Genomic DNA, 18,564 nt, shown 5'->3' on the forward strand with positions numbered 1-18,564 from the left:
CCGCCGTCGTCCCGATGGACGTGTCAGAGGGCCTTGCGCACGGCCGCCGCCAGGTCCGGGGCCGCGTCCTCGCCGGCGTCGGCGATGCCGACCCCGTACCGGAACCGGACCGTCGCTCCATCGGGGACCGTGAGCTCCTCGCTGAAGAACGGCGCGGGGTTGAGGCAGGCGAACTCCTCGCTGCGGGCGAACCACTGCGGCGGGTGGTGCGGGTTCTCGGCATCGTCGACCATGAGCACCAGCGAGGTGGCGTCCACGTCGTCATGGCGTCCGACGAAGCCCATCCACTCGTGGCGCCGGCCCCGCACGTCGTCGCCGGAGCCGGAGCCGTCGGCGGTGACGAGCCGGCCGCCGGTGAAGGAGCGCGGCCCGCGCCAGAACAGGCCGCCGTACCCGGCGTTCTCGCGTCCCTTCGTGGTCGGCGAGCCGATCGCGATGTCCTGTCCGGACACATTGCGGAGTTCGGTGGTGAAGCTGAGGAACCACGACTCGGGGGCGAGGATCTTCGCGCCGATCCGCCGGGTCTCGGAGAACCGGGTGTCGCCGGACTGGGTGATCCAGTCGAGTTCGTGCGCGAGCGAGACGGTGCCGTCGTCGGTGTGGATGCCGGTGAACCGGCGGTGCGCCTGGGTGCCGTTGTTGTCCTTCTGGACGTAGAACCGCCCGTGGACGTAGGTGGGGCCGCCCCAGAAGTTCTCCTCCCCCACGTGCGGCAGGGAGAGCGCGATGCCCTTGTGCCACACGTGGTCCCAGGGGCGGTAGAGGCTCACCCGGTGTCCGGAGCGGGTGCGGATCGGGTGCAGGTACGGCTTGGGCGACTCCAATTGCGGGGAGTCGGGCCGGTAGACGTAGCGGAAGAGCTCGGTGTCGCCGTCGATGACGGCGAGGGCGGTGCCGATGTCGTGTCGGATGTCGAGGTGGCTCATGCGGTCGTCTTCCCCTTGATCGGCGCCCACGGGGCGGCGCCGCCGTCCATGCTGCGGGCGAACGGGTGCGAGCCGGTGATCTCCCCGGCCGCCACGGGACGGCCTTGGAAGGCGGCGGCGTACGTGGCGGCGGCGAACTCCATCGTTCGGCGCGCCTCGGCGAGGGTGACGCCCGGCTCGGTCCCGGCCGCGAGCGCGTCGACGACGGCAGCGATCTGGAGGCGGTGGCCGCTCTCCTCGTCGGTCTGGTCGGCCGCGTTCCACCGGTCGGCGAGGTCCTCGTGCCCGGGCGCCGGCGTGAAGCGCCAGTCGGCGTCCCGGTAGCCGTAGAGGTGTTCGAGCTCGACGGTGGCGTGCTCGAAGTCGAAGCGGAGCCGGGAGGCCTCCCGGGGGGAGACCACCGAGTTGACCACCGTGGCCATGGCCCCGTTCTTGAAGCGGTCCAAGGCCATCGAGACGTCCTCGGTGTTCGTGGGGCGTGAGAGGCGCCCGGCGAGGGCGGTGATCTCGGCCCAGGGGCCGAGGATCGACAGGAGCAGGTCGAACTGGTGGATGCCGTGGCCCATGGTCGGTCCGCCGCCCTCGACCTCCCACCGTCCCCGCCAGGGGACGTCGAAGTAGGCGTCGTCGCGGTACCAGAGGGTCTCGCAGGTGGCCACGAGGGGCCGGCCGAGCGCCCCGGCGGCGGCGAGCCGCCGCAGGCGGACCGCGGCGGGGCCGTAGCGGTGCTGGAAGACCGTGAGCACCGGCGTCCCGGTGGCGGCCTGGACGTCGGCGAGCTCGTCCATTTCGGCCAGACTGAGCGCGGTCGGCTTCTCGACGAGCACTGGGACGCCCGCCCGCATCGCCGCGATCGCGAGCGGCACGTGCGTCTGGGGCGGCGTGCAGACGTGCACCAGGTCGAGGCGCTCCTTCTCCAGCATGGCCGCGGCGTCGCCGTATACCGCCGGCACCGGGAACCTGCCGGTGAACGCCGCGGCGCGGTCCGGGTCGATCTCGGCGACGGCCGCCAGCTCGGCGCGGCCGTGCAGGCCGGTCAGGGCATGGGCGTGGGCGTGCGCGATGGCGCCGGTGCCGATGATGCCGCATCGGATCGGGGAGGTGTGAACAGGCATGGTGCCTTCTCTGCTCGGAGCGCCGGCTAGGCGGCGGCGTCGATTTCGGTCTTGAGTTCGTCGATGAAGGCTTCGGCGGCCTCCTGCGGTGTGCGCTCGCCGAACAGGACTTCCTGGGTGTAGCGCTGGATCATCGGGTCGAAGCCGCTGCCGCCGTTCGGGGTGACCGCCACGGCGGGCCCGGTCGCGGCCGACTCGAGGTAGTCGACGGCCATCCGCCCGCCCTCGTCGAGGTCGGCCGCGACGTGCTCGCGCATGGCCGGGTTCGCCGGGATGCCGCGCTCGGTGCCGAGGATGTCGGCGGCGGCCTCGTGGTTGACCAGGAAGTCCACCAAGGTCGCGGCCTCGGCCGGGTGCTCGCTCTGGGAGGAGATCGCCCAGTACATCGACGGTTTGACGAAGTTCGCGGCGGCCTCGGCGTTGCCGGGCAGCTGCAGCAGCCGCAGATCGGCGCCGCCGGCGGCGAGCAGGGGCGTGATCTGGGTGTTGTAGGCGAATCCCATGGCGATCTTGCCGGTGGCCAGGCTGCCGCCTTCGATGCCGGCGCCCTGGCTCTCGACGGACTGGGCCGGGCTCTCGACGCCGCCGGACTCGACGAGGGCGAGGTTGTACTCCCACAGGGAGGCCAGCACCGTCGGGTCGAGGGTGACCTCGCCGTCCTCGCTGTAGACCTCGTTGCCGTGCAGGCGCGCCCAGTACCGGATGCTGCCCGCGTCGGTGCCGCCGGTGACGCTGGAGCCGTTGACGGCCCCGCCGCTCTTCTCGGTGAGCTCGTCGGCGACCGCGGCGTAGTCGTCCCAGGTCCAGGTGTCGTCGGGCAGCTCGACGCCGTACTGGGCGAAGAGGTCGGCGTTGACCACGCACGCGAGCATGCCCGCGCCGATCGGGATCGCGTACTGCGTGCCGTCGATCCGGCCTGCCGCGAGGGTCGCCTCCTCGAAGGCCGACGTGTCGAGGTAGTCGCTCGCGTCGGCGAGGTCGAGCAGGGTGCCGCGGTCGCCGTATGAGGCGAGGTAGAGCTCGTCCATCTGGATCACGTCGGGCGAGTCGTTCGCGGCGGTGGTGGTCGCCAGGGCGTCCCAGTACCCGGCCCAGTCCTTGAACTCGCCCTTGACGGTGATGTTCGGGTGTTCGGACTCGAATGCGGCGATCGCCTGGTCGGTCAGCTCGGCGCGGGTGTCCGCGCCCCACCAGGTCAGGCGGAGGGTGACCGGTTCATCGCTGAGTTCCATGTCCCCGCCCCCGGCGGTGCCGCAGGCGGCCAGGCCGGGCAGGGCCACGGCGGAGGCGCCGATTCCTCTGAGGATGAGTCTGCGTTGCATCGTGCTGCTCCTTTGTGAAGGGTTGAAGGGTTGAAGGGTTGAAGGGTCGGTGTCACTTGCCGCCGGTCGTGGCGATGCCCCTGAGCAGGAATCGCTGCCCGAACAGGAACACCAGGAAGATCGGGACGAGGGAGACCACGCTCATGGCGAGCGCGGCGCCCCAGTTCGTGCCCGCCTGGGCGTCGACGAAGGCGCGCAGCGCGAGCGGGACGGTGTAGAGGTCGGGGTCGGTCAGGTAGATCAGCTGGGAGAAGAAGTCGTTCCAGGTCCAGATGAAGGTGAAGATGGCGGTGGTGGCGAGCGCGGGCACCATGAGCGGCAGGATCACCTGGGCGAAGATGCGCGGGTGGCCCGCACCGTCGATGCGGGCGGCCTCGTCCAGTTCGATGGGGATGCCGCGGATGAACTGGACCATGAGGAACACGAAGAACGCGTCGGTGGCCAGCAGTTTCGGCACGATGAGCGGCAGGAAGGTGTTGACCCAGCCGAGCTGGGAGAACAGCACGTACTGCGGGACGATGATGACGTGGATGGGCAGCATGATCGTGAGGAGCATGATGGCGAACCACCAGCGTTTGCCGCTGAACTCGAGGCGGGCGAAGGCGTAGGCCGCCATCGAGCACGAGATGAGGTTGCCGATGATGGCGCCCAGGACGACGATCGAGGAGTTGACCAGATAGACGCTGAACGGGTCGGCGAAGGCGTTCCAGCCTTCGGCGTAGTTCCCGGTCTCCAGGTCGTTCAACAGCAGACTGGGGTCCCGGAAGATGACGTCGTTCGGCCGCAGCGAGCTGACGACCATCCACAGCACCGGATAGAGCATCACCAGTGCGCACAGGATGAGCACGGCGTGCTTGAGGATCGAGCGGATGGACGGGCCGCTTCCGCGGGCCCGTCGACGATCGGCCGGGTCGGGCCGGCTCGGCGCGGCGGTGGGGGCGGTCGGGGCGACGGTGTCAGTCATTGTAGAAGACCCAATACTTGGAGGCCCAGAAGTTGATCGCGGTGAACGCGCCGATGACGAGCAGCAGCAGCCAGGCCAGGGCCGAGGCGTAACCCATGTCGAAGTTCCCGAACCCGCGCTGGTACAGGTACAGCGTGTAGAACAGGGTCGAGTCGGCCGGGCCGCCGGTGCCGCCGGAGACGATGAACGCCTGGGTGAACGACTGGAACGCGTGGATGATCTGCAGGACCAGGTTGAAGAAGATGATCGGGGTCAAGAGCGGCAGGGTCACCGACAGGAACTGGCGCCAGCGGCTCGCCCCGTCGGCCGAGGCCGCTTCGTAGTACATGGCCGGGATCTGCCGCAGCCCCGCCAGGAAGATCACCATCGGTGAACCGAACGTCCACACGTTCAGCGTGATCAGCGTGCCCAGCGCCGTCTCCGGTTCGGAGATCCAGCCGCGTCCTTCGATGCCGAGGAGCCCCAGGCCGTCGTTGAACAGGCCGTCGGCGCCGAACACCATCCGCCACAGGACCGCGATGGCGACGCTGGCGCCCAGCAGTGAGGGCAGGTAGAACATCGAGCGGTAGAACGCCAGGCCGCGCACGCCGCGGTCGAGCACGATGGCCAGGGCCAGGGCGAGGGACAGCTGGGCCGGGACGGACACCAGGACGTAGGTGAAGGTGACGCCGAGGGACCGGTGCAGGCGCTCGTCCCCGAGCATCCGGCTGAAGTTCTCCAGCCCGGAGAACTCCGCGGGCTGCAGCAGGTTGTAGTCGGTGAAGCTCAGGATCAGCGATGCGAGCATCGGCCCCAGCGTGATGACGAACAGTCCGAGGAACCACGGCAGCAGGAAGAGGAAGGCGGTCTTGTTCTGCCGCTTGGCCGTCGAACCGTGCTTGCCCAGATGGCGCAGTTCCGTGGTCGCGCTCATGAGCCCGCCTCCGGCGGGCGCGCGACGCCCCTGCCTCGGGCGATGTGGGGACCGGGCATTGGCGCTCCTTCACGTCGAAAATAGTGATCGTTCACCATTGCAGGTTCGACCTAAGATAGTGAACGATCACTCGTGTGTCAAGATGAAGACTGCGATCATCGAGAGGAAAAAGCGGATGACCGAACGCTCCACCGCGACGAGACGACCGACGATCAAGGAGGTGGCGCGCCTGGCCGGGGTCTCCCACCAGACGGTCTCCCGCTACCTGCGCTCCCGGAACGGCCTGAAGCCCGACACGCTCGCCCGCATCGACGCGGCCGTCAGCGAGCTGAACTACCGCCCGAACCTGGTCGCGAGGTCGATGCGGACCCGCCGGACCGGCCGACTGGCGATCCTCCTGCCGACCGTGGCCTTCAACCCGGCACGAATGCTGCACGGCGCGACCGAGGCCGCCCACGAGGGCGGCTTCTCCGTCGAGGTCGTCAGCGTCATCGGCGACACCGGGACCAGGACCGAGCGGATGCTCGAGATCGCCGGCACCGGGCAGGTCGAGGGCATCCTGGCACTGGCCCCGCTCTCCCCCGGCTTCGAGGACCACCTGCCCCACGGAGAGACGATCGTCGTCGCACCCGACTTCGACGACGAGATGCGCGGCATCGGCGAGCTGGCCGACGCGTCGCCGCTGGTCGAGCTCATGGAGGGCCTGGTCGAGTTCGGGCACCGCCGGTTCTTGCACGTGGCCGGAAACCTCCAGTTCGCCTCGGCACGGGCCAGGAAGGCCGCGTACCTCGAGACGATCGAACGGCTCGGACTGGAGTCCGCCGGCGCCGTCGACGGCGACTGGTCGGGCAAGTCCGGGTACGACGCCGTGCATTCGCTTCCGGACGAGGCGCTGCCGACGGCCGTCGTCGCCGCCAACGACGTCGTGGCCGCGGGGGCGATCCGCGCCCTGATCGACCGGGGCCTGGACGTTCCCGGACAGGTCAGCGTCACGGGCTGGGACAACAACGAGGTGTGCCAATACCTGCCGCCGGCTTTGACCAGCGTCGAGGTCGACTTGGAGAGCCTGGGCCGCAACGCCATGCTGAGCCTGATCAAATCGATCTCGGGCCGCGATCTCGAACCCCCGCCGGGCCCTCTGCAGCGCGTCGTCTGGCGCGAGTCGACCGGCCCGGCGCACCGCTGAGACCCCCTTTCGACCGGTCGGGAAACCGCTGCGGCCGGAGCGCGCGGGCCCGTTCGACGCGCGCTCGCACGCCGAGGCAACGCGCAGGCGGTGCGTTACGAAAACGTGACATGAATATAGATGCATGTAAATTGACAGATTCTGGAACCGTTGTCATCCTGAAGTCCGACAGCATGGACCGCCGCCCGTCCACGTCGGCGGCGCGTGTCCCCCGCCCACCGCCTGCCGTCCGCATGCGCCGTCGGCAGGACGTTCCTCAAAGGAGACTCGCATGGCATTCGACCCCGAACGCGTCAGACTCGGCCGCCGCGGCCTGCTCGCGGGCGGCGGCGCCCTCGCCTTGTCGGCACTCGTGGCCGCCCCCGCGTCCGCGGCCGAGACGCCCCCGAACCCGCTGGAGAAGCCCGGGTGGATCCTCGACCGGCACGACGAGTTCAACGGCGCCCTCGACCCCGACCTGTGGATCCCGAGGTACCTGGAGTCCCGGACCACCGTCGAGCGCGCCACGGCCCGGTACGGGTTCCGCAACAACGCCCTCGTCCTGCGCATCGACGACGACCAGCCCACCTACTACCACGACGACCCGATGAAGGTCTCGAGCATCCAGACGGGGCAGCGGACGAACCTGCACAAGGACAACCGCTTCGACCACGCGATCCCCACGGACATGAAGTACACGCCCCAGTACGGCTACTTCGAGATCCGCGCGAAGAGCTCCGCCAGGAGCGGGATCCACACCGCGTTCTGGCTGACGGGCCGCCAGGACACGTGGGAGCAGCGCGGGGAGGTCGACATCGTGGAGCACGCGGGCGTCCACGGCACGAGCCGCTTCAACTGGAACCTGTTCGAATGGTCGGACCCGAACCTCTCGACGCGCACCGAACAGGTCGGCGTCGGGTTCGACATGACCACCGAAATGCACCTGTACGCCCTCGAGTGGACCCCGACTCAGCTCAAGCTGTACATCGACAACGTGCTGACGCGGACCATCGACCAGTCGCTCCAGTACCCGGCGGTGTTCTACCTCGGCATCTACGAGCACGCCGGCTGGACCGGCACGGTCGACCCCGGCGACCGCCGGCCCAAGGAGCTCGTCGTCGACTACTTCCGCGCCTACAAGCGCGCGGCCGGCGACCCGCAGAGCGGGCAGACCTACCGGATCCGCAACGTCGCGACCGGCCGGTACCTCGACTCCGGGGCCGTCGGCGCGGTCACCCTGGAACCCGGGAGCGCCTACGACGACCAGCTGTGGACGCTCACCGAGCGGCAGACCGGGTACTGGACGATCGACAACGTCCGCGAGGGCCGCGGCCACCTCGACACCGACCCGGACGGCAAGGTCATCTGGAGCACCGAGCGGGTCGGCGACGACACGCTCTGGGCGGTCACGCCCGTGTCCGGCGGGTTCCGGATCGACAACAAGCAGAGCGGGCGCGGTTACCTGTACGGGTCGGGCGGCTCGGTCGGCTGGAACACGGGCGCGGCGGACGCGAACACCGTCTGGGCGCTCGAACGGCGGTAGCGAACCCCGGCGATCGACTCGGCCCGCGAAGTGCAGTATCCGTATCGGCGCCCCTCCCGCGGGACCGGCGATGCGACGTTCTCGCCGCCGGTCTCCTGCCGGTGGTTCGCCGGTGTTCTGCCTGGTGTTCGGCGTCTCATCTCGAAACGATGGTTTCAAGGCATATCGGACCGCGGTCCCCGTGCAATTCCGGCTGATCAGAGCAATTCGTCCAGCCTCGTCCGGTGCGTCTTTCACGACCCTGCAAGAAGAAGGGAACATTCATGACCATCCGATCGAGATGGTGGGCGTCGCTGGCGGCGGCGTTCGCAATGGTACTCGCAGCGGGTCTCGGTGTCGCCGAGCCCGCGACGGCCGGCCCGGGCAGCGGCGATCTCGCGGCCGCCGACGCCTCCGAGTACGGTGCGGTGCTGGACGTTCAGTACGAGTCGCAGCCGGACGGCTACGTCCGGACCACCGAGTACGAGAACGCCTCCGTGACCGAGTTTCAGATCGCCTCGTGCCAGATCACGGTGTCCGCGAACAAGCCCGCCAAGTACGGTTCGCAGATTCGCGGCTCAGGAAACATGAGGCTTTCGTCCGGTTGCAGCGGCGCCTGGGAGGTCCTGCTGCATGTGCAGATCTATTCCATCGAATGGATTTCGCAAAGGACGCTTCGACACACGGTGTACGCACCCTACTCCGCGTCCTTCAGTACCGGCGCGGACTGCAAAAGGGGCCAATGGAGAACCGAGATCATCGTCCAGCGCGGAGGCCAAGACGCGGCCTCGAGAAGCAACGTCCTGAACGTGACCTCGTGCTGACGAGCGGAGAGGAGAAGACCATGAAGTACCGACGATGGATCGCCAAGGTAGCCGTGGCCCTGATGGTGTTCGGCGCCGGGGCGCTCGCCGCGATCGTACCGGCATCGCACGGCGCCGCCGCGCCGGCCGAATCCGCCGCCGCCTGTTCAGTGACCACTGGTATCAACGGGCCGACCAAGAACGGGACGATCGTCACCGTGCACTTCCGCATCAAAGTGGAGGGCTGCGCCGGGCAGTACTGGACGGAGTACAGCAACATCGCCGGGCCCGGGGCGTCGGACAACGGCCGAACGGTGACCTATCGCGGGGATCGCAATTACGTAGCCACCATGTCGGTGCCCTGCCGGACCGGCACCTACAACGTCTATCTGCAAGTCATCGGCGAAAGCTTCGATTCGTTCAGGGAGACGTCGAAATACATTCGGTGCTGACCTCAGCGCGTGAAGGCCGTTGATGTCGGTCCTCTCATGCGAAGCGACGCCGAAAGTAGGTGAGTGAGCGGGCACGGTCCTCAGCGGCATTCGGCAGGATGCGCCATCCTGCCGGCCGCCCGACCGTGCCCGTGCTCAGTGCCCCTCCAGCGATCGAGGCGGCAGGCGCGTCCGACCCGCACGGCCTCGCGCCGGTCTTTCCCGGCTCGAGGCAGGAGGACGTCTCGCAGTGGATCGGTTCGATGTCCTCGGCTCGGCGCGGGCGGTCCGGTCGAATGCCTTGGCGACGGTGTCGTCGACGCGGTGCTTCCCGGCCCAGCCCGTCTGATCGATCAGTCACCGCTATAGACGACCGATCCACAAGCACCCTGACCGCAGTCCGCCTCGATTCGCACCGCCACGACGCCACCCGCGCCGCGAACTCGCTTCGCCACCTGGGACGATGCCGCCGGGTCGTGCGGAAACGCGGGCCGGAGGCGGTGCCGTTCAAGCGGTTCCCGGTTCCCGCCGTTCCGTTGCGGCGGTGGCGGCCGCCTCGGGGACGCCGCAGTAGGCGAAGCCCTCGGCGGCCAGGCGCAGGTACCGTCGGGCGGCGGCCGTGTCGCCCTTCAGGCGGTGGACCTCGGCCAGGCCGCGCTGGGCCCGGGCCCGTTCGTAGGTGTCCTCATGGGACTCGGCGAGGGACGCCGCCAGCTCGAGTTGAGCGGTCGCGGGCTCGATGTCCCCCAAGGCGAGGTGCGCGCGGCCGAGGCCGTTGCGGGCCGATCGTTCGAGCGAGGGATCCGCCAGTTTCACCGCGTACTCGACGGCCCGGCTGAAGTGGGCGGCGGCCTCTGCACCGCGGCCCAGGAGCAGCAGGTCCTCGCCGAGCTCGATGAGCGTCGCGGTCACATCGGCGGTGACGCCCTCTCCCCGATACCCCTGGAGGCACGCGGTGTGGACGGCCACGGCCCTCGCCGCATCGCCGCGCTCGCGGAGCAGGACCCCGCGGAACGCCTCGATGCGGATGCGGTTGTGGTCGTCGCCCGAGTCCAGCCGGCGTTCGGCCGCGTCGAGGCACCGCTCGACCTCCGCGAAGCGTCCGAGCCGCAGCAGCGGCACGACCATGTTCGTCCGGATGAGCGCGGCGGCCGCCGCGTCCGCGGCCTGCTCCGCCTGGATCAGCGCGGCCTCGTGCACCTCCACCGATTCGGCGAACCGCCCCCACCGCCGGTGCAGGATGCCGATGTTCGCCAAGGTCAACGCCGCGTCGCCGATCTCGCCCAGGTCGCGCTTGAGCGCGACGGACCGTTCGAGGCAGCGGATCGCCTCCCGGTGCCGGCCCACCGCCAGCAGCTGCCGCCCCGCATCGCCGAGCGTGAAGGCCTCCTTCCGGCCGTCACCGGTGCGGCGGGCGATGTCCAGCGCGATCCGGTTGACGGTGGCGTGCGCGCCGATGTCGGAGTCGTGCACGAAGAAGGCGTTGAACGCCGTGGCGAGATGCCAGGCTTCGTCGAGTCGCCCGGCCTGGTCCGCCGCGGTCACGGCGGCCTCCAGGTTGCCGCGTTCGGACTGGAACCACGACAGGGCGCCGGGCTGGTCCGCGAAGCCGGGAAGGCCGGCGTCGTGCGCGGCGGCGCCGTCGGCGAATCGGCGCTTGTTCGGGTGGAGCCGGGCGGCCGCCTGGTAGGCGCAGTGCAGGTAGACGCCGAGCAGTCGAACGAAGGCGGCGTCCCGGTCGCCTCGGGCCTCTTCGAGTCCCGCAAGGCGCGCCGCGAACAGCCGCACCAGGTCGTGGAGCCGGTACCGTCCGGACGATCGGCTCTCCGCCAAGTGAACGTCCACGAGGGACTCGAGCATGGCCGATGCCCGCTCGGCCCCGACCTCGCACAGCGCGGCGGCGGCGTGGGCGTTCACCTCGTCGCCGGGGACCAGGCTCAGGCGTCGCAGCAGGCGCTGCTGGGCGGCGTCGAGTTCGCGGTATGAGGCGCGCAGGGCCGCCGCGACGCCGCGATGGCCCATGTCGAGCTCGTCGAGCAGCCGGTCCTCATCGGCGAGTCGCTCCAGCAGATCCGAAGCCTGCCACAATGGACGGCTGCGCAGTCGTGCCGCCGCCAGCCCCATCGCCAACGGCAGTCGGCCGCACCGCTCGGCGACCGCGACGGCCTCCGCCGCGGTGACCCTGCCGTCAGTGGCGGCGCCGATCATCGCCACGGCCTCGCGCTGCGACAGTGGTTCCAGCGCCACCGAATACGCCCCCGCGAGCGCCGAGAGGTCGCGGCGGCTCGTCGCCACGATGAGGCTGTCGGGCATCCCCGGCAGGAGCGCTTCCACCTGCTCGGCGCTCGCCGCGTTGTCGAGCACCATGAGGACGCGGCGGCCGGCCAGGGCGCTGCGGTAGCGGGCGGTGAGTTCGTCGAGGTCGCTCGGGAGCTTCTGACCGCTCACGTCGAGGCTGCGCAGCACCCGCGTCAGCAGCGTCTTCAGGTCGGGGCGCGGTCCGGCGGCGTGCGTGAAGCCGTGGAGGTCGACGAACAGCTGGCCGTCGGGGTATCGCGGGGCGAGCGCATGGGCGGCCCGCACCGCCAGGGAGGTCTTGCCCACGCCGGCCATGCCGTGCACCACGACGGCGGCGACGCCGGAGTCGACCGCGGCCAGCAGCGCGTTCAGTTGCGGTTCGCGGCCGGCGAACCCGGCAAGGGTCCGCGGCAGTTCCCGGGGCACCGTGGCGGTCAGATCCGTCGGCGCCGTCAGCGTGGCCCGGTCGGCCTCGGTCAGCCCGAGCGCTTCGAAGAGCAGACGCAGCGTCCGCGGCTGCGGCCGCACCTTGCCGAGTTCGATGTCCCGGATCGTGCGGATGCCGACCCCCGCCTTGGCCGCGAGCTCCTCTTGCGTCATCATCGCCTGTTTTCGGAGTGGCCGCAGGTTGCCGCTGGCCTCGGAGACGCGATCAGGCATTCCCCAATGGTAGGTCGGCGCGACCACGCGGCGGTCGAAGCGGGGCGGCGTCAGGCGAGATCGGAGGCCGGAGGCGGGCGTCGCGCCCGTCACGAAAGGGCGGCCGGACCCTCGACGGCGGCGCGGCCCTGCTCATTGCCCACGGAGGAGCCCCAACTCCTCGAAGGTCGAGCGGCTCCATGCGAGGGCATCGTCCAAGGTGCGCCATTGCGATTCAAGGTCGTCGAGGTACGGGAAGACATACGGGTCGGTCACGCCGGGCGGCAGATCGGAGGCTTTGCAGGAGAACGGGCCTTCGCCGTAGGACTCCAGGATCAGGCTTTGGACGAAACCGACCTCCTGGGCGTCCAGGACCGAGAACCACAGGCGGCGCAACATCGCCGGGTGGGCGACTGCGAAACAGAGGCGGCCGATGTCGAGCGGTTCACCGGCGGCGATGACGCGGGCGACTGCGGAGAAGCGGCCCGTGTCCGGGAGACTCGCGGCGTAGCCGCTCCAGATCTCCACGCTGTGGCCGACCTCGATGATCGCCGAGCACAGGGCCGCGAGCGCGAGGCCTCGGTTGGTGACGTAATGGTGCGGGGTGCGGCTCGCATACGTCGCGGGGACCAGGAAGGTGACGACGCGGCCGCGCACCGAAGTACTGCGGGGGACGGCGTCGACCATGCATTCGGGGACACCCGAGAGATAGACGCCGACATCGACTTCGCTGCCGGTGACGTCCCAGTTCGGTTCCAGGGCGGTGACGTTGCGGCTCAGACCCGCCCGTTCGCGGAGTTCGCCGACGGTGACGTCGGTGTCGGGGAGGTCGACGTGCCAGCCGTCCACGCCGAGCGCTTGCGCCTCTTCGAACGTGGCCCCAGCCCACTCGGACCCGGCGTTGCGACCGGAGCCGTAGGTGACCGACGGCGGCCGCTGGGACGCTTCGAGGAACTCCTGCCATGAGTAGAACGGCTCGATGATCGACATCTACTTCGCCCCGAGCGCGTTCCGATGCGAGTCCGAGAGTCCTCTGAAGACTCGCCATGCCATGACCTGCTCGAGGGTGGCGCCCGCTTCGAGGAGCTTCGCGCCGTCGATGCTCGCGCGCGGAGAGAAGACCACCGGCAGGTGCTTGCGCTCCGCGATGCCTCTGAGCCGCTGCACCTCCTTGAGGAGCTGCTTCACCTCACTCGGCTTCGAAGGCGCGTGGGCGTGCGCCAGCCGCCGTTCGAGCTTCGTGTCGATCGGGACCTCGATCATCGTGAACCTGTCCAATGTGGCTGCGTCGAGGGTCTGCCGCCCCACGTACCGCTGGTCCCCTCCGGTGCCGAACGTGTTCGCCGTCGCCACCAGGTGGAAGTCCGGATGCGCGGTCACCATCTTGTCCGCGAACGCGCAGACTCGCAGGGCCAGTGCCTGGTTCAACTCCCCCAGCAGGCCGGGGTGTCCGTTGTCGAGTTCGTCGAGCAGCATGACCCCTCCGTCCTCGAATGCGCGGCGGAACGGCGTGCCGTGGTAGTTCCCGTGGGCGTCGTAGTAGCCGAACACCTTGCTCATCGGCGTGGTCGGGCCGAGCGAGAGCGCGTGGAAGCTGAGTCCGAGGCCTTCGGCGGCCTGCTTGGCGAGCATGGATTTCCCAGTGCCGGCCGGGCCGACGAGCAGCACGTGACAGTGCGCGCGCAGCGCCAGCAGCAGTTCCGGGAGCGTTCGGTGGGCCGCGCCCTCGATGTTGATCGGCCGCGGCGCTTCGGGCAGGAGCACCTGTACCGGCTCCGGCAGCAGGCCCGGCAGCTGCGACTCGATCTCGGCTCGCACGAGGACGGCGAGTTTCTCGACCAGTTCGGCGCGGGTCTCCTCGATCTCCGCGAAGTAGTCGCGCCTGGTCCGCTCCAGCAGCTCCTCGTGCTCCTCGCGCTCCCGCGCGATCCGGCTCTCGTGTTCGTCTTGCACCCGCGCAATCTGGCGCTCCTGCTCATCGGTCCACGCGGTCGTCTCGATCTCGACCATCTTCTGGATCGTCCGGTGGGGCACTGACAGCAGGCCCCTGGTCGCCTTCGCCGCGGCCTTCTCCGCGAGCTCCTCGATCTCCCGGTCACGGCGGTCGATCTGCTGCTTCGCGACCTCGTACGCGATGCGCACGATCTCGCTGCGGGTCTTCTCCTGCACGGGACGCTCCGTCTCGTAGGGGGACGAGTTGCCGTCCATTTGTACCGGCGACCGCCTGGGAGGGGTCCCGCCGTCGCCGTTCGCGTGGTGGCCGGCGGCCGAGCGGATTGAAGCTCGCCCCTTTGCGTCGGCTCCCGCTTTGAGCCGCTGTTCCCGATCAGGAGCGGGCCCATCACTCGTAGAGGTTCCCCGGCCTCCAGCACGTCGTCGGCCAACCGAGTGCGGTCGTCCCGGGGATGCCGCTCGACGGCTTCGCCGACGACGACCCGTTCCTCGAATTCGGTCTCGACGGGGCCGGTGTAGGTCTGGTCAACAGCATCACCACAGCAAAGGAGGTGCTCGACTCGTGCGTGCGGCCCGACGCAAAAACCAACGGATGCCGCGATGGCAATGTGCTTCAATGCGACCGATCATCCGCGTTGGCTCCACTCCTGCCCGGGCGGCGCAGTCGGGTCGGGAACGGTCCGATCCTCCACACGCGCATCGAGCGGCGCCAGCAGCCGTCGCAGCTCTCGAGCCGATCGTGTCGGCAGGCGGTGCAGCGCGACCTCCAGCGTTTCCCTGGGACGCGGGCAACAGCAGTCCAAGGAGCAGCCCGCTACACCATTGCGAAGGGAGCGGCTGGGAGCATGGGCGATGCGCCGCCATTCTTGGAACGCAGTCCCGAACCGGCCGGGCCAGGAGCCGGCGTCACGGTCTTCGAGTCGACGCAGTGCCGCATTGAGCGACCCGGAGGCGCCCGGGACCTGTGGTGCATGCCGTCGGTACCAGGAACGCTCGCGTCGCCGCTGGCTCGCGCGGACGCGCGCAGGAGACCTACGCGGCATCGCCCTTTCGGTTGATCGTCATGGAACCAGTATGCCCAACGAACCCATTCAAGGCGATCGACCGCACCGCGACCCCGACCCTGTAGGCGCCGAACCCCGGTGGAGTGTCCGAACCCGGCCGGCCGGCGACTTGGCATCCTCAGCACCTGAGCCGAACCGCCAGTGGCGAAACCTATGTCGAGGATGCGCTCGTGCGAGAGGTTCGCGAGGAGGTCGAGACGCAGGCGGCGCGGCACGCGTGCGGCAATGTCATCACCGTGACTCCGTATCCTGAAGGACCCGACGTCCGACCTCGCATCCGGACCGTGTGGGCGACGGGACCGCCGGTTCCGGCCGCCTTCGCCGGACCCCGTCGGGGCGGTCGCGTCGATACCATCGACACCATGCCCGAGTCGATCGAACGGTTGAACAAGGAACTGGCCGAAGCGAGAGAGCTGTTGCACCGCAAGCAGCACCACGAGCGGGTGCTGGTCAGGACCGAGCGGCAGGTGGCGTCCGCCGAAGCGGCACTGAAGCTCGCCGAAGAGCGAGCGGCCGTCGAGCAGAAGGATGTCGACCGGCTGGAGCGAGTGTCTTTCGGAGCATTGTGGGCCATGGTCATCGGCTCCCGGGAGGAACGACTCGACATCGAGCGGGCCGAAGCGGCCGCCGCGCGGATCCGAGTGCAGCAGGAGCGGGCGCGAGTCCGCTGGCTGGTCCAGGACCGAGCGTCGCTCGAGACCGCCGGAGCCGAATTCGAGGGCGCGGAGGAGCGGTTCCGCGAACTGCTGGCGGACAAGGAGCGGGCCGTGCTCGTGCTGGGTCTGCCCGCAGGCGGCGAACTGGAGGAGATCGCGGATCAGACGGCCGACCTGCGCGCCGAGCGGCGCGAACTCAAGGAGGCCTGCGACGCCGGGCGGCGGGCGCTGGAACGGGTCAACGAGATCGGGCGCCTGCTCAGCAGCGCCGGCACCGCCTCCGGCTGGGACCTGCTCGGCGGCGGCGAGCTGGTCAGCCAGTTCAAGTACGACAAGCTCGACTCGGCGGGCCGCGCCGTGGCCTACGCGCAGCGGGCGCTCGACGCGTTCAGCCGCGAACTGGTCGACGTCGGTGTCGAGCAGCGCCACCGCGCCCCCGCGATCCCGAACAACTGGCTGACCGATGTGCTGTTCGACAACTTCCTGACCGATGCGGTGCGCAACGGGCAGATCCGGGACGCCACCGAGCGGTTCAGGGCCATCCGCGACTCGGTCCAGACGACGATCCGGTCACTGCAGGAACGGGACGCGGAGGCCGAGCGCAGTCTCGTCCGGCTGCAGACCCGCAGGGAAGCGCTGCTTGTCGAGGACTGATCCGTCGGCGACGTGCCCGGCCCTCGGTCAGCGCAAAATCGGGAACCGCCGGACGAGACCGATCCGCCGCCAGGGGCGGCCGAGCCCCCACCGGTCGCCGGCATCAGTGAAGATGAAGGCGATCAGTATGGCCGCGTAGATGAAATGCGGGTCGACGATCGGGTTGGTCTCGGAGGGGACCAGCGAGGCCCACAAGGCGGCCATGAGGATCGCACCGCCGATAGCCGCCAAGCGCAGGACGACGCCGAGGGTGAGCGCGATGCCGAGTCCGCCCATGGCGGTCATGAACAGCCAGTCGGCCCAGATCTCCCCGGCCACGGCGCTGTAGGCGCCGCCTACGTCGTCGGAGAAGAAGGCCGCGGTGGGGCTGCCGCCGTCGATCCACCCCCGGTCCGCGGGGGTGTTGTAGCCGAGGCCGAACGTTTTGTCGAGGAAGGACCACAGGAACACCCAGCCCAGGGCGAGGCGCACGAAAGCGAGGGTGCGGGGCGGGCGGGCCTCTGCGGTCGGGGTCGGGGTCTCGGTGGTCGGTGCGGTGGTCGAAGCGTTGCTGGCCATGCTTCATCCCTTCGGGGGTCAGGGACGACGGCGGAGATCGGGCGAGGCGGCACTTCAGGGTGTGCTGATCCGCGAAGAGGGATCCATCGTCGACGGTTGCGGTAGAAGCGCTCCCACCATAGCATGTGGACACCGTCCGGCAATCGCCCGGTTCTCGGCGCCGCGGCCCGGTCGAAGCGGCGTACCTCGAAGCGGTAGCCGCCTTCGCTGAGGACGCCGGCATCGACAGCCTGGTCACCCAGGAGCCGGAGGCCGCAGGATTCGGCTACTTCGGTGCAGAGCCGGCAGGGCCCGGCCATGGACTGGCCGGAACCCTCCCGCCAGACCTGAGCGGCTACCACGACGGTGCGGAGGTCGCTCTCACCGCCGGGCTGGAACTGGTCCGGGCAATGCTCCGTGACAGCGGTCTATGGCGCCGACTGGAGGTAGCGGGATCGTTCGCCGTGCATGTCGGCTGGGACCAATACGTCTATGTCAGCACCAACGCATTGGCCCGCGCACTCGGACTGTTCCCCGAACGCCTCCCCTTACGATGCCGCCCTCGACGAGCACGACTGCGAGCAACGCCCCGCCGACGACGAGTTCTGGACCCGACTCAAGTGGTCCGTCGCCACAGGCCCGGCCGTGATCCTGGAAGAGCGCTCCGTCGACAACCCGTGCAGCATTCGTCGCCGCCTCCGGCGCCACGCAGAAGGATCTCGCACGCGAGAACGGCATCAGCATCCGCAGCGTCAAACGCCCGATCCGTGCCGTCCGGGGCGAAGAACCGTTGCAGCCGCAGCTCCGGTCACGTCCGCCGCTCCGACTTGAGTTTCACCCTGTGGCGCTGAACGGACCCAAAGCCGGAACGTCGTCATGCCCGAGAGCCGAAGGCGTGCAGGAAGGTGTCGATCGCAGCGGTCGCGACCTGCCGCATCTCGGCGGCCGAAAGGCGACGCGTGCCCCATTCGGCGCGGGCTTCGAGCGGGCCGGTGAGGAGCGCGCTCAGCTGCTCCACGGCCGCGTCCGGGTCGGTGATCCGCAGTCGCCCGGCGAGCGCGAGCCGCGCGAGCCGGTCGGCGAGGGCCTGCCGGACACGCGCGGAGGCGCGGACCTGCACGATCTCCAGCAGGTCCGGCAGGTGCGCGAGTTCCGCGTACAGCAGCCGCCGCAGCGCCCAGGACTGCTCGTCGCAGTAGCACTGGATCAGGCGGAAGCCGACGTCTTCGAGGAGTTCGCGCGGGTCGCCGCCGGAGTCGACGAGACGTTCAACGGCGGCGAGGTTCTTGGCGGTGGCCTCCTCGGCGCTGGCCGCGATGGCTTCGCGCAACAGGGTCTCCTTGTCGCCGAAGTGGTTGTAGACCGTGGCCTTAGCGACTCCGGCTTCGGCGGCGACCTCGTCGACGCCCGCCTGCGCGTAACCGCGCCGGGCGAACACGTCGAACGCGGCGGCAAGGATCGCCTGCCGCTTGTCCATGCGGCCCCGAGGGGCCGCGCGTCCCGTCTGCTTCGCCGCCGCACTCATGCGCCCAGCGTAGACGACCTCCCATTGCTTTGGACTCACGGGTCTGTTTTCCTGTCCGCTCGAGTATGCAATACTCG

Annotated in this window: 15 protein-coding genes; 5 read left to right on the forward strand and 10 right to left on the reverse strand. The window is 69.5% G+C overall.

Features of this window, described 5'->3' with window-relative positions; translation table 11 throughout:
• Positions 1-23: 23 nt before the first annotated feature.
• Genes K3N28_RS00215 through K3N28_RS00235 form a run of 5 tightly spaced genes read right to left on the reverse strand, consistent with a single transcriptional unit; the run spans position 24 to position 5,240 of the window.
• Positions 24-926, reverse strand: a complete 903-nt coding sequence (locus K3N28_RS00215; RefSeq protein ID WP_228090464.1) for a PmoA family protein — start codon at positions 924-926, stop codon at positions 24-26.
• Positions 923-2,041 (reverse strand): Gfo/Idh/MocA family protein, encoded by a 1,119-nt coding sequence (locus K3N28_RS00220; protein ID WP_228090465.1) that lies wholly within the window; start codon positions 2,039-2,041, stop codon positions 923-925. The genes K3N28_RS00215 and K3N28_RS00220 overlap by 4 nt, the downstream gene beginning before the upstream one ends.
• Before the next feature lie 26 nt (positions 2,042-2,067).
• Positions 2,068-3,363, reverse strand: coding sequence for an ABC transporter substrate-binding protein (locus K3N28_RS00225; protein ID WP_228090466.1), 1,296 nt, complete (start codon positions 3,361-3,363; stop codon positions 2,068-2,070).
• A gap of 52 nt (positions 3,364-3,415) precedes the next feature.
• Complete coding sequence (locus K3N28_RS00230; RefSeq protein ID WP_228090467.1) at positions 3,416-4,327, reverse strand: carbohydrate ABC transporter permease; 912 nt, start codon at positions 4,325-4,327, stop codon at positions 3,416-3,418.
• The gene (locus K3N28_RS00235) at positions 4,320-5,240 is read right to left on the reverse strand and encodes a carbohydrate ABC transporter permease (RefSeq protein ID WP_228090468.1); all 921 of its coding nucleotides are present in this window, start codon (positions 5,238-5,240) and stop codon (positions 4,320-4,322) included. Before K3N28_RS00235 ends, K3N28_RS00230 begins: the two co-directional genes overlap by 8 nt.
• 175 nt (positions 5,241-5,415) lie before the next feature.
• Between K3N28_RS00235 and K3N28_RS00240 the strand changes: the two genes are divergently transcribed.
• The 4 genes from K3N28_RS00240 (at position 5,416) to K3N28_RS00255 (ending at position 9,182) form a co-directional block, all read left to right on the forward strand.
• The gene (locus K3N28_RS00240) at positions 5,416-6,426 is read left to right on the forward strand and encodes a LacI family DNA-binding transcriptional regulator (protein WP_228090469.1); all 1,011 of its coding nucleotides are present in this window, start codon (positions 5,416-5,418) and stop codon (positions 6,424-6,426) included.
• Positions 6,427-6,697: 271 nt separating this feature from the next.
• Positions 6,698-7,948, forward strand: a complete 1,251-nt coding sequence (locus K3N28_RS00245) for a family 16 glycosylhydrolase (RefSeq protein ID WP_228090470.1) — start codon at positions 6,698-6,700, stop codon at positions 7,946-7,948.
• 263 nt (positions 7,949-8,211) lie between these two features.
• Positions 8,212-8,751 carry a hypothetical protein gene (locus K3N28_RS00250; RefSeq protein WP_228090471.1) on the forward strand — a complete coding sequence of 180 codons (540 nt, stop codon included), beginning with the start codon at positions 8,212-8,214 and terminating at the stop codon, positions 8,749-8,751.
• Between the two features lie 20 nt (positions 8,752-8,771).
• Positions 8,772-9,182, forward strand: coding sequence for a hypothetical protein (locus tag K3N28_RS00255; protein WP_228090472.1), 411 nt, complete (start codon positions 8,772-8,774; stop codon positions 9,180-9,182).
• Between the two features lie 486 nt (positions 9,183-9,668).
• On the opposite strand, the gene K3N28_RS00260 is transcribed toward K3N28_RS00255, so the two are convergent.
• From K3N28_RS00260 to K3N28_RS00270, 3 genes are all read right to left on the reverse strand, one after another.
• Positions 9,669-12,119 (reverse strand): helix-turn-helix domain-containing protein, encoded by a 2,451-nt coding sequence (locus K3N28_RS00260; protein WP_228090473.1) that lies wholly within the window; start codon positions 12,117-12,119, stop codon positions 9,669-9,671.
• Positions 12,120-12,251: 132 nt separating this feature from the next.
• Entirely contained in the window at positions 12,252-13,088 is an 837-nt protein-coding gene (locus tag K3N28_RS00265; protein WP_228090474.1) for a hypothetical protein, read from the reverse strand.
• The gene (locus tag K3N28_RS00270; protein ID WP_228090475.1) at positions 13,089-14,267 is read right to left on the reverse strand and encodes an AAA family ATPase; all 1,179 of its coding nucleotides are present in this window, start codon (positions 14,265-14,267) and stop codon (positions 13,089-13,091) included. It lies immediately after the preceding gene.
• A gap of 931 nt (positions 14,268-15,198) precedes the next feature.
• Between K3N28_RS00270 and K3N28_RS00275 the strand changes: the two genes are divergently transcribed.
• A complete protein-coding gene (locus tag K3N28_RS00275) occupies positions 15,199-16,425 on the forward strand; it encodes a hypothetical protein (RefSeq protein ID WP_228090476.1) in 1,227 nt (408 codons plus the stop codon).
• A gap of 27 nt (positions 16,426-16,452) precedes the next feature.
• Here K3N28_RS00275 and K3N28_RS00280 read toward each other — a convergent pair whose 3' ends face one another.
• Complete coding sequence (locus K3N28_RS00280) at positions 16,453-16,983, reverse strand: hypothetical protein (protein WP_228090477.1); 531 nt, start codon at positions 16,981-16,983, stop codon at positions 16,453-16,455.
• An 853-nt stretch (positions 16,984-17,836) separates the two neighbouring features.
• A complete protein-coding gene (locus K3N28_RS00285; protein ID WP_374209655.1) occupies positions 17,837-18,487 on the reverse strand; it encodes a TetR/AcrR family transcriptional regulator in 651 nt (216 codons plus the stop codon).
• Between the last annotated feature and the right edge of the window lie 77 nt (positions 18,488-18,564).

Source organism: Glycomyces sp. TRM65418, assembly GCF_019710475.1.
Taxonomy (GTDB): Bacteria; Actinomycetota; Actinomycetes; order Mycobacteriales; family Micromonosporaceae; genus Glycomyces.

What these genes read in the sequence shown, in the direction of transcription:
- K3N28_RS00235 (WP_228090468.1), bottom strand. Translation starts at nt 5,240, where the DNA reads ATGAGCGCGACCACGGAACTGCGCCATCTGGGCAAGCACGGTTCGACG.
- K3N28_RS00255 (WP_228090472.1), top strand. Translation starts at nt 8,772, where the DNA reads ATGAAGTACCGACGATGGATCGCCAAGGTAGCCGTGGCCCTGATGGTG.
- K3N28_RS00225 (WP_228090466.1), bottom strand. Translation starts at nt 3,363, where the DNA reads ATGCAACGCAGACTCATCCTCAGAGGAATCGGCGCCTCCGCCGTGGCC.
- K3N28_RS00285 (WP_374209655.1), bottom strand. Translation starts at nt 18,487, where the DNA reads ATGAGTGCGGCGGCGAAGCAGACGGGACGCGCGGCCCCTCGGGGCCGC.
- K3N28_RS00240 (WP_228090469.1), top strand. Translation starts at nt 5,416, where the DNA reads ATGACCGAACGCTCCACCGCGACGAGACGACCGACGATCAAGGAGGTG.
- K3N28_RS00280 (WP_228090477.1), bottom strand. Translation starts at nt 16,983, where the DNA reads ATGGCCAGCAACGCTTCGACCACCGCACCGACCACCGAGACCCCGACC.
- K3N28_RS00230 (WP_228090467.1), bottom strand. Translation starts at nt 4,327, where the DNA reads ATGACTGACACCGTCGCCCCGACCGCCCCCACCGCCGCGCCGAGCCGG.
- K3N28_RS00250 (WP_228090471.1), top strand. Translation starts at nt 8,212, where the DNA reads ATGACCATCCGATCGAGATGGTGGGCGTCGCTGGCGGCGGCGTTCGCA.
- K3N28_RS00260 (WP_228090473.1), bottom strand. Translation starts at nt 12,119, where the DNA reads ATGCCTGATCGCGTCTCCGAGGCCAGCGGCAACCTGCGGCCACTCCGA.
- K3N28_RS00215 (WP_228090464.1), bottom strand. Translation starts at nt 926, where the DNA reads ATGAGCCACCTCGACATCCGACACGACATCGGCACCGCCCTCGCCGTC.
- K3N28_RS00220 (WP_228090465.1), bottom strand. Translation starts at nt 2,041, where the DNA reads ATGCCTGTTCACACCTCCCCGATCCGATGCGGCATCATCGGCACCGGC.
- K3N28_RS00245 (WP_228090470.1), top strand. Translation starts at nt 6,698, where the DNA reads ATGGCATTCGACCCCGAACGCGTCAGACTCGGCCGCCGCGGCCTGCTC.
- K3N28_RS00265 (WP_228090474.1), bottom strand. Translation starts at nt 13,088, where the DNA reads ATGTCGATCATCGAGCCGTTCTACTCATGGCAGGAGTTCCTCGAAGCG.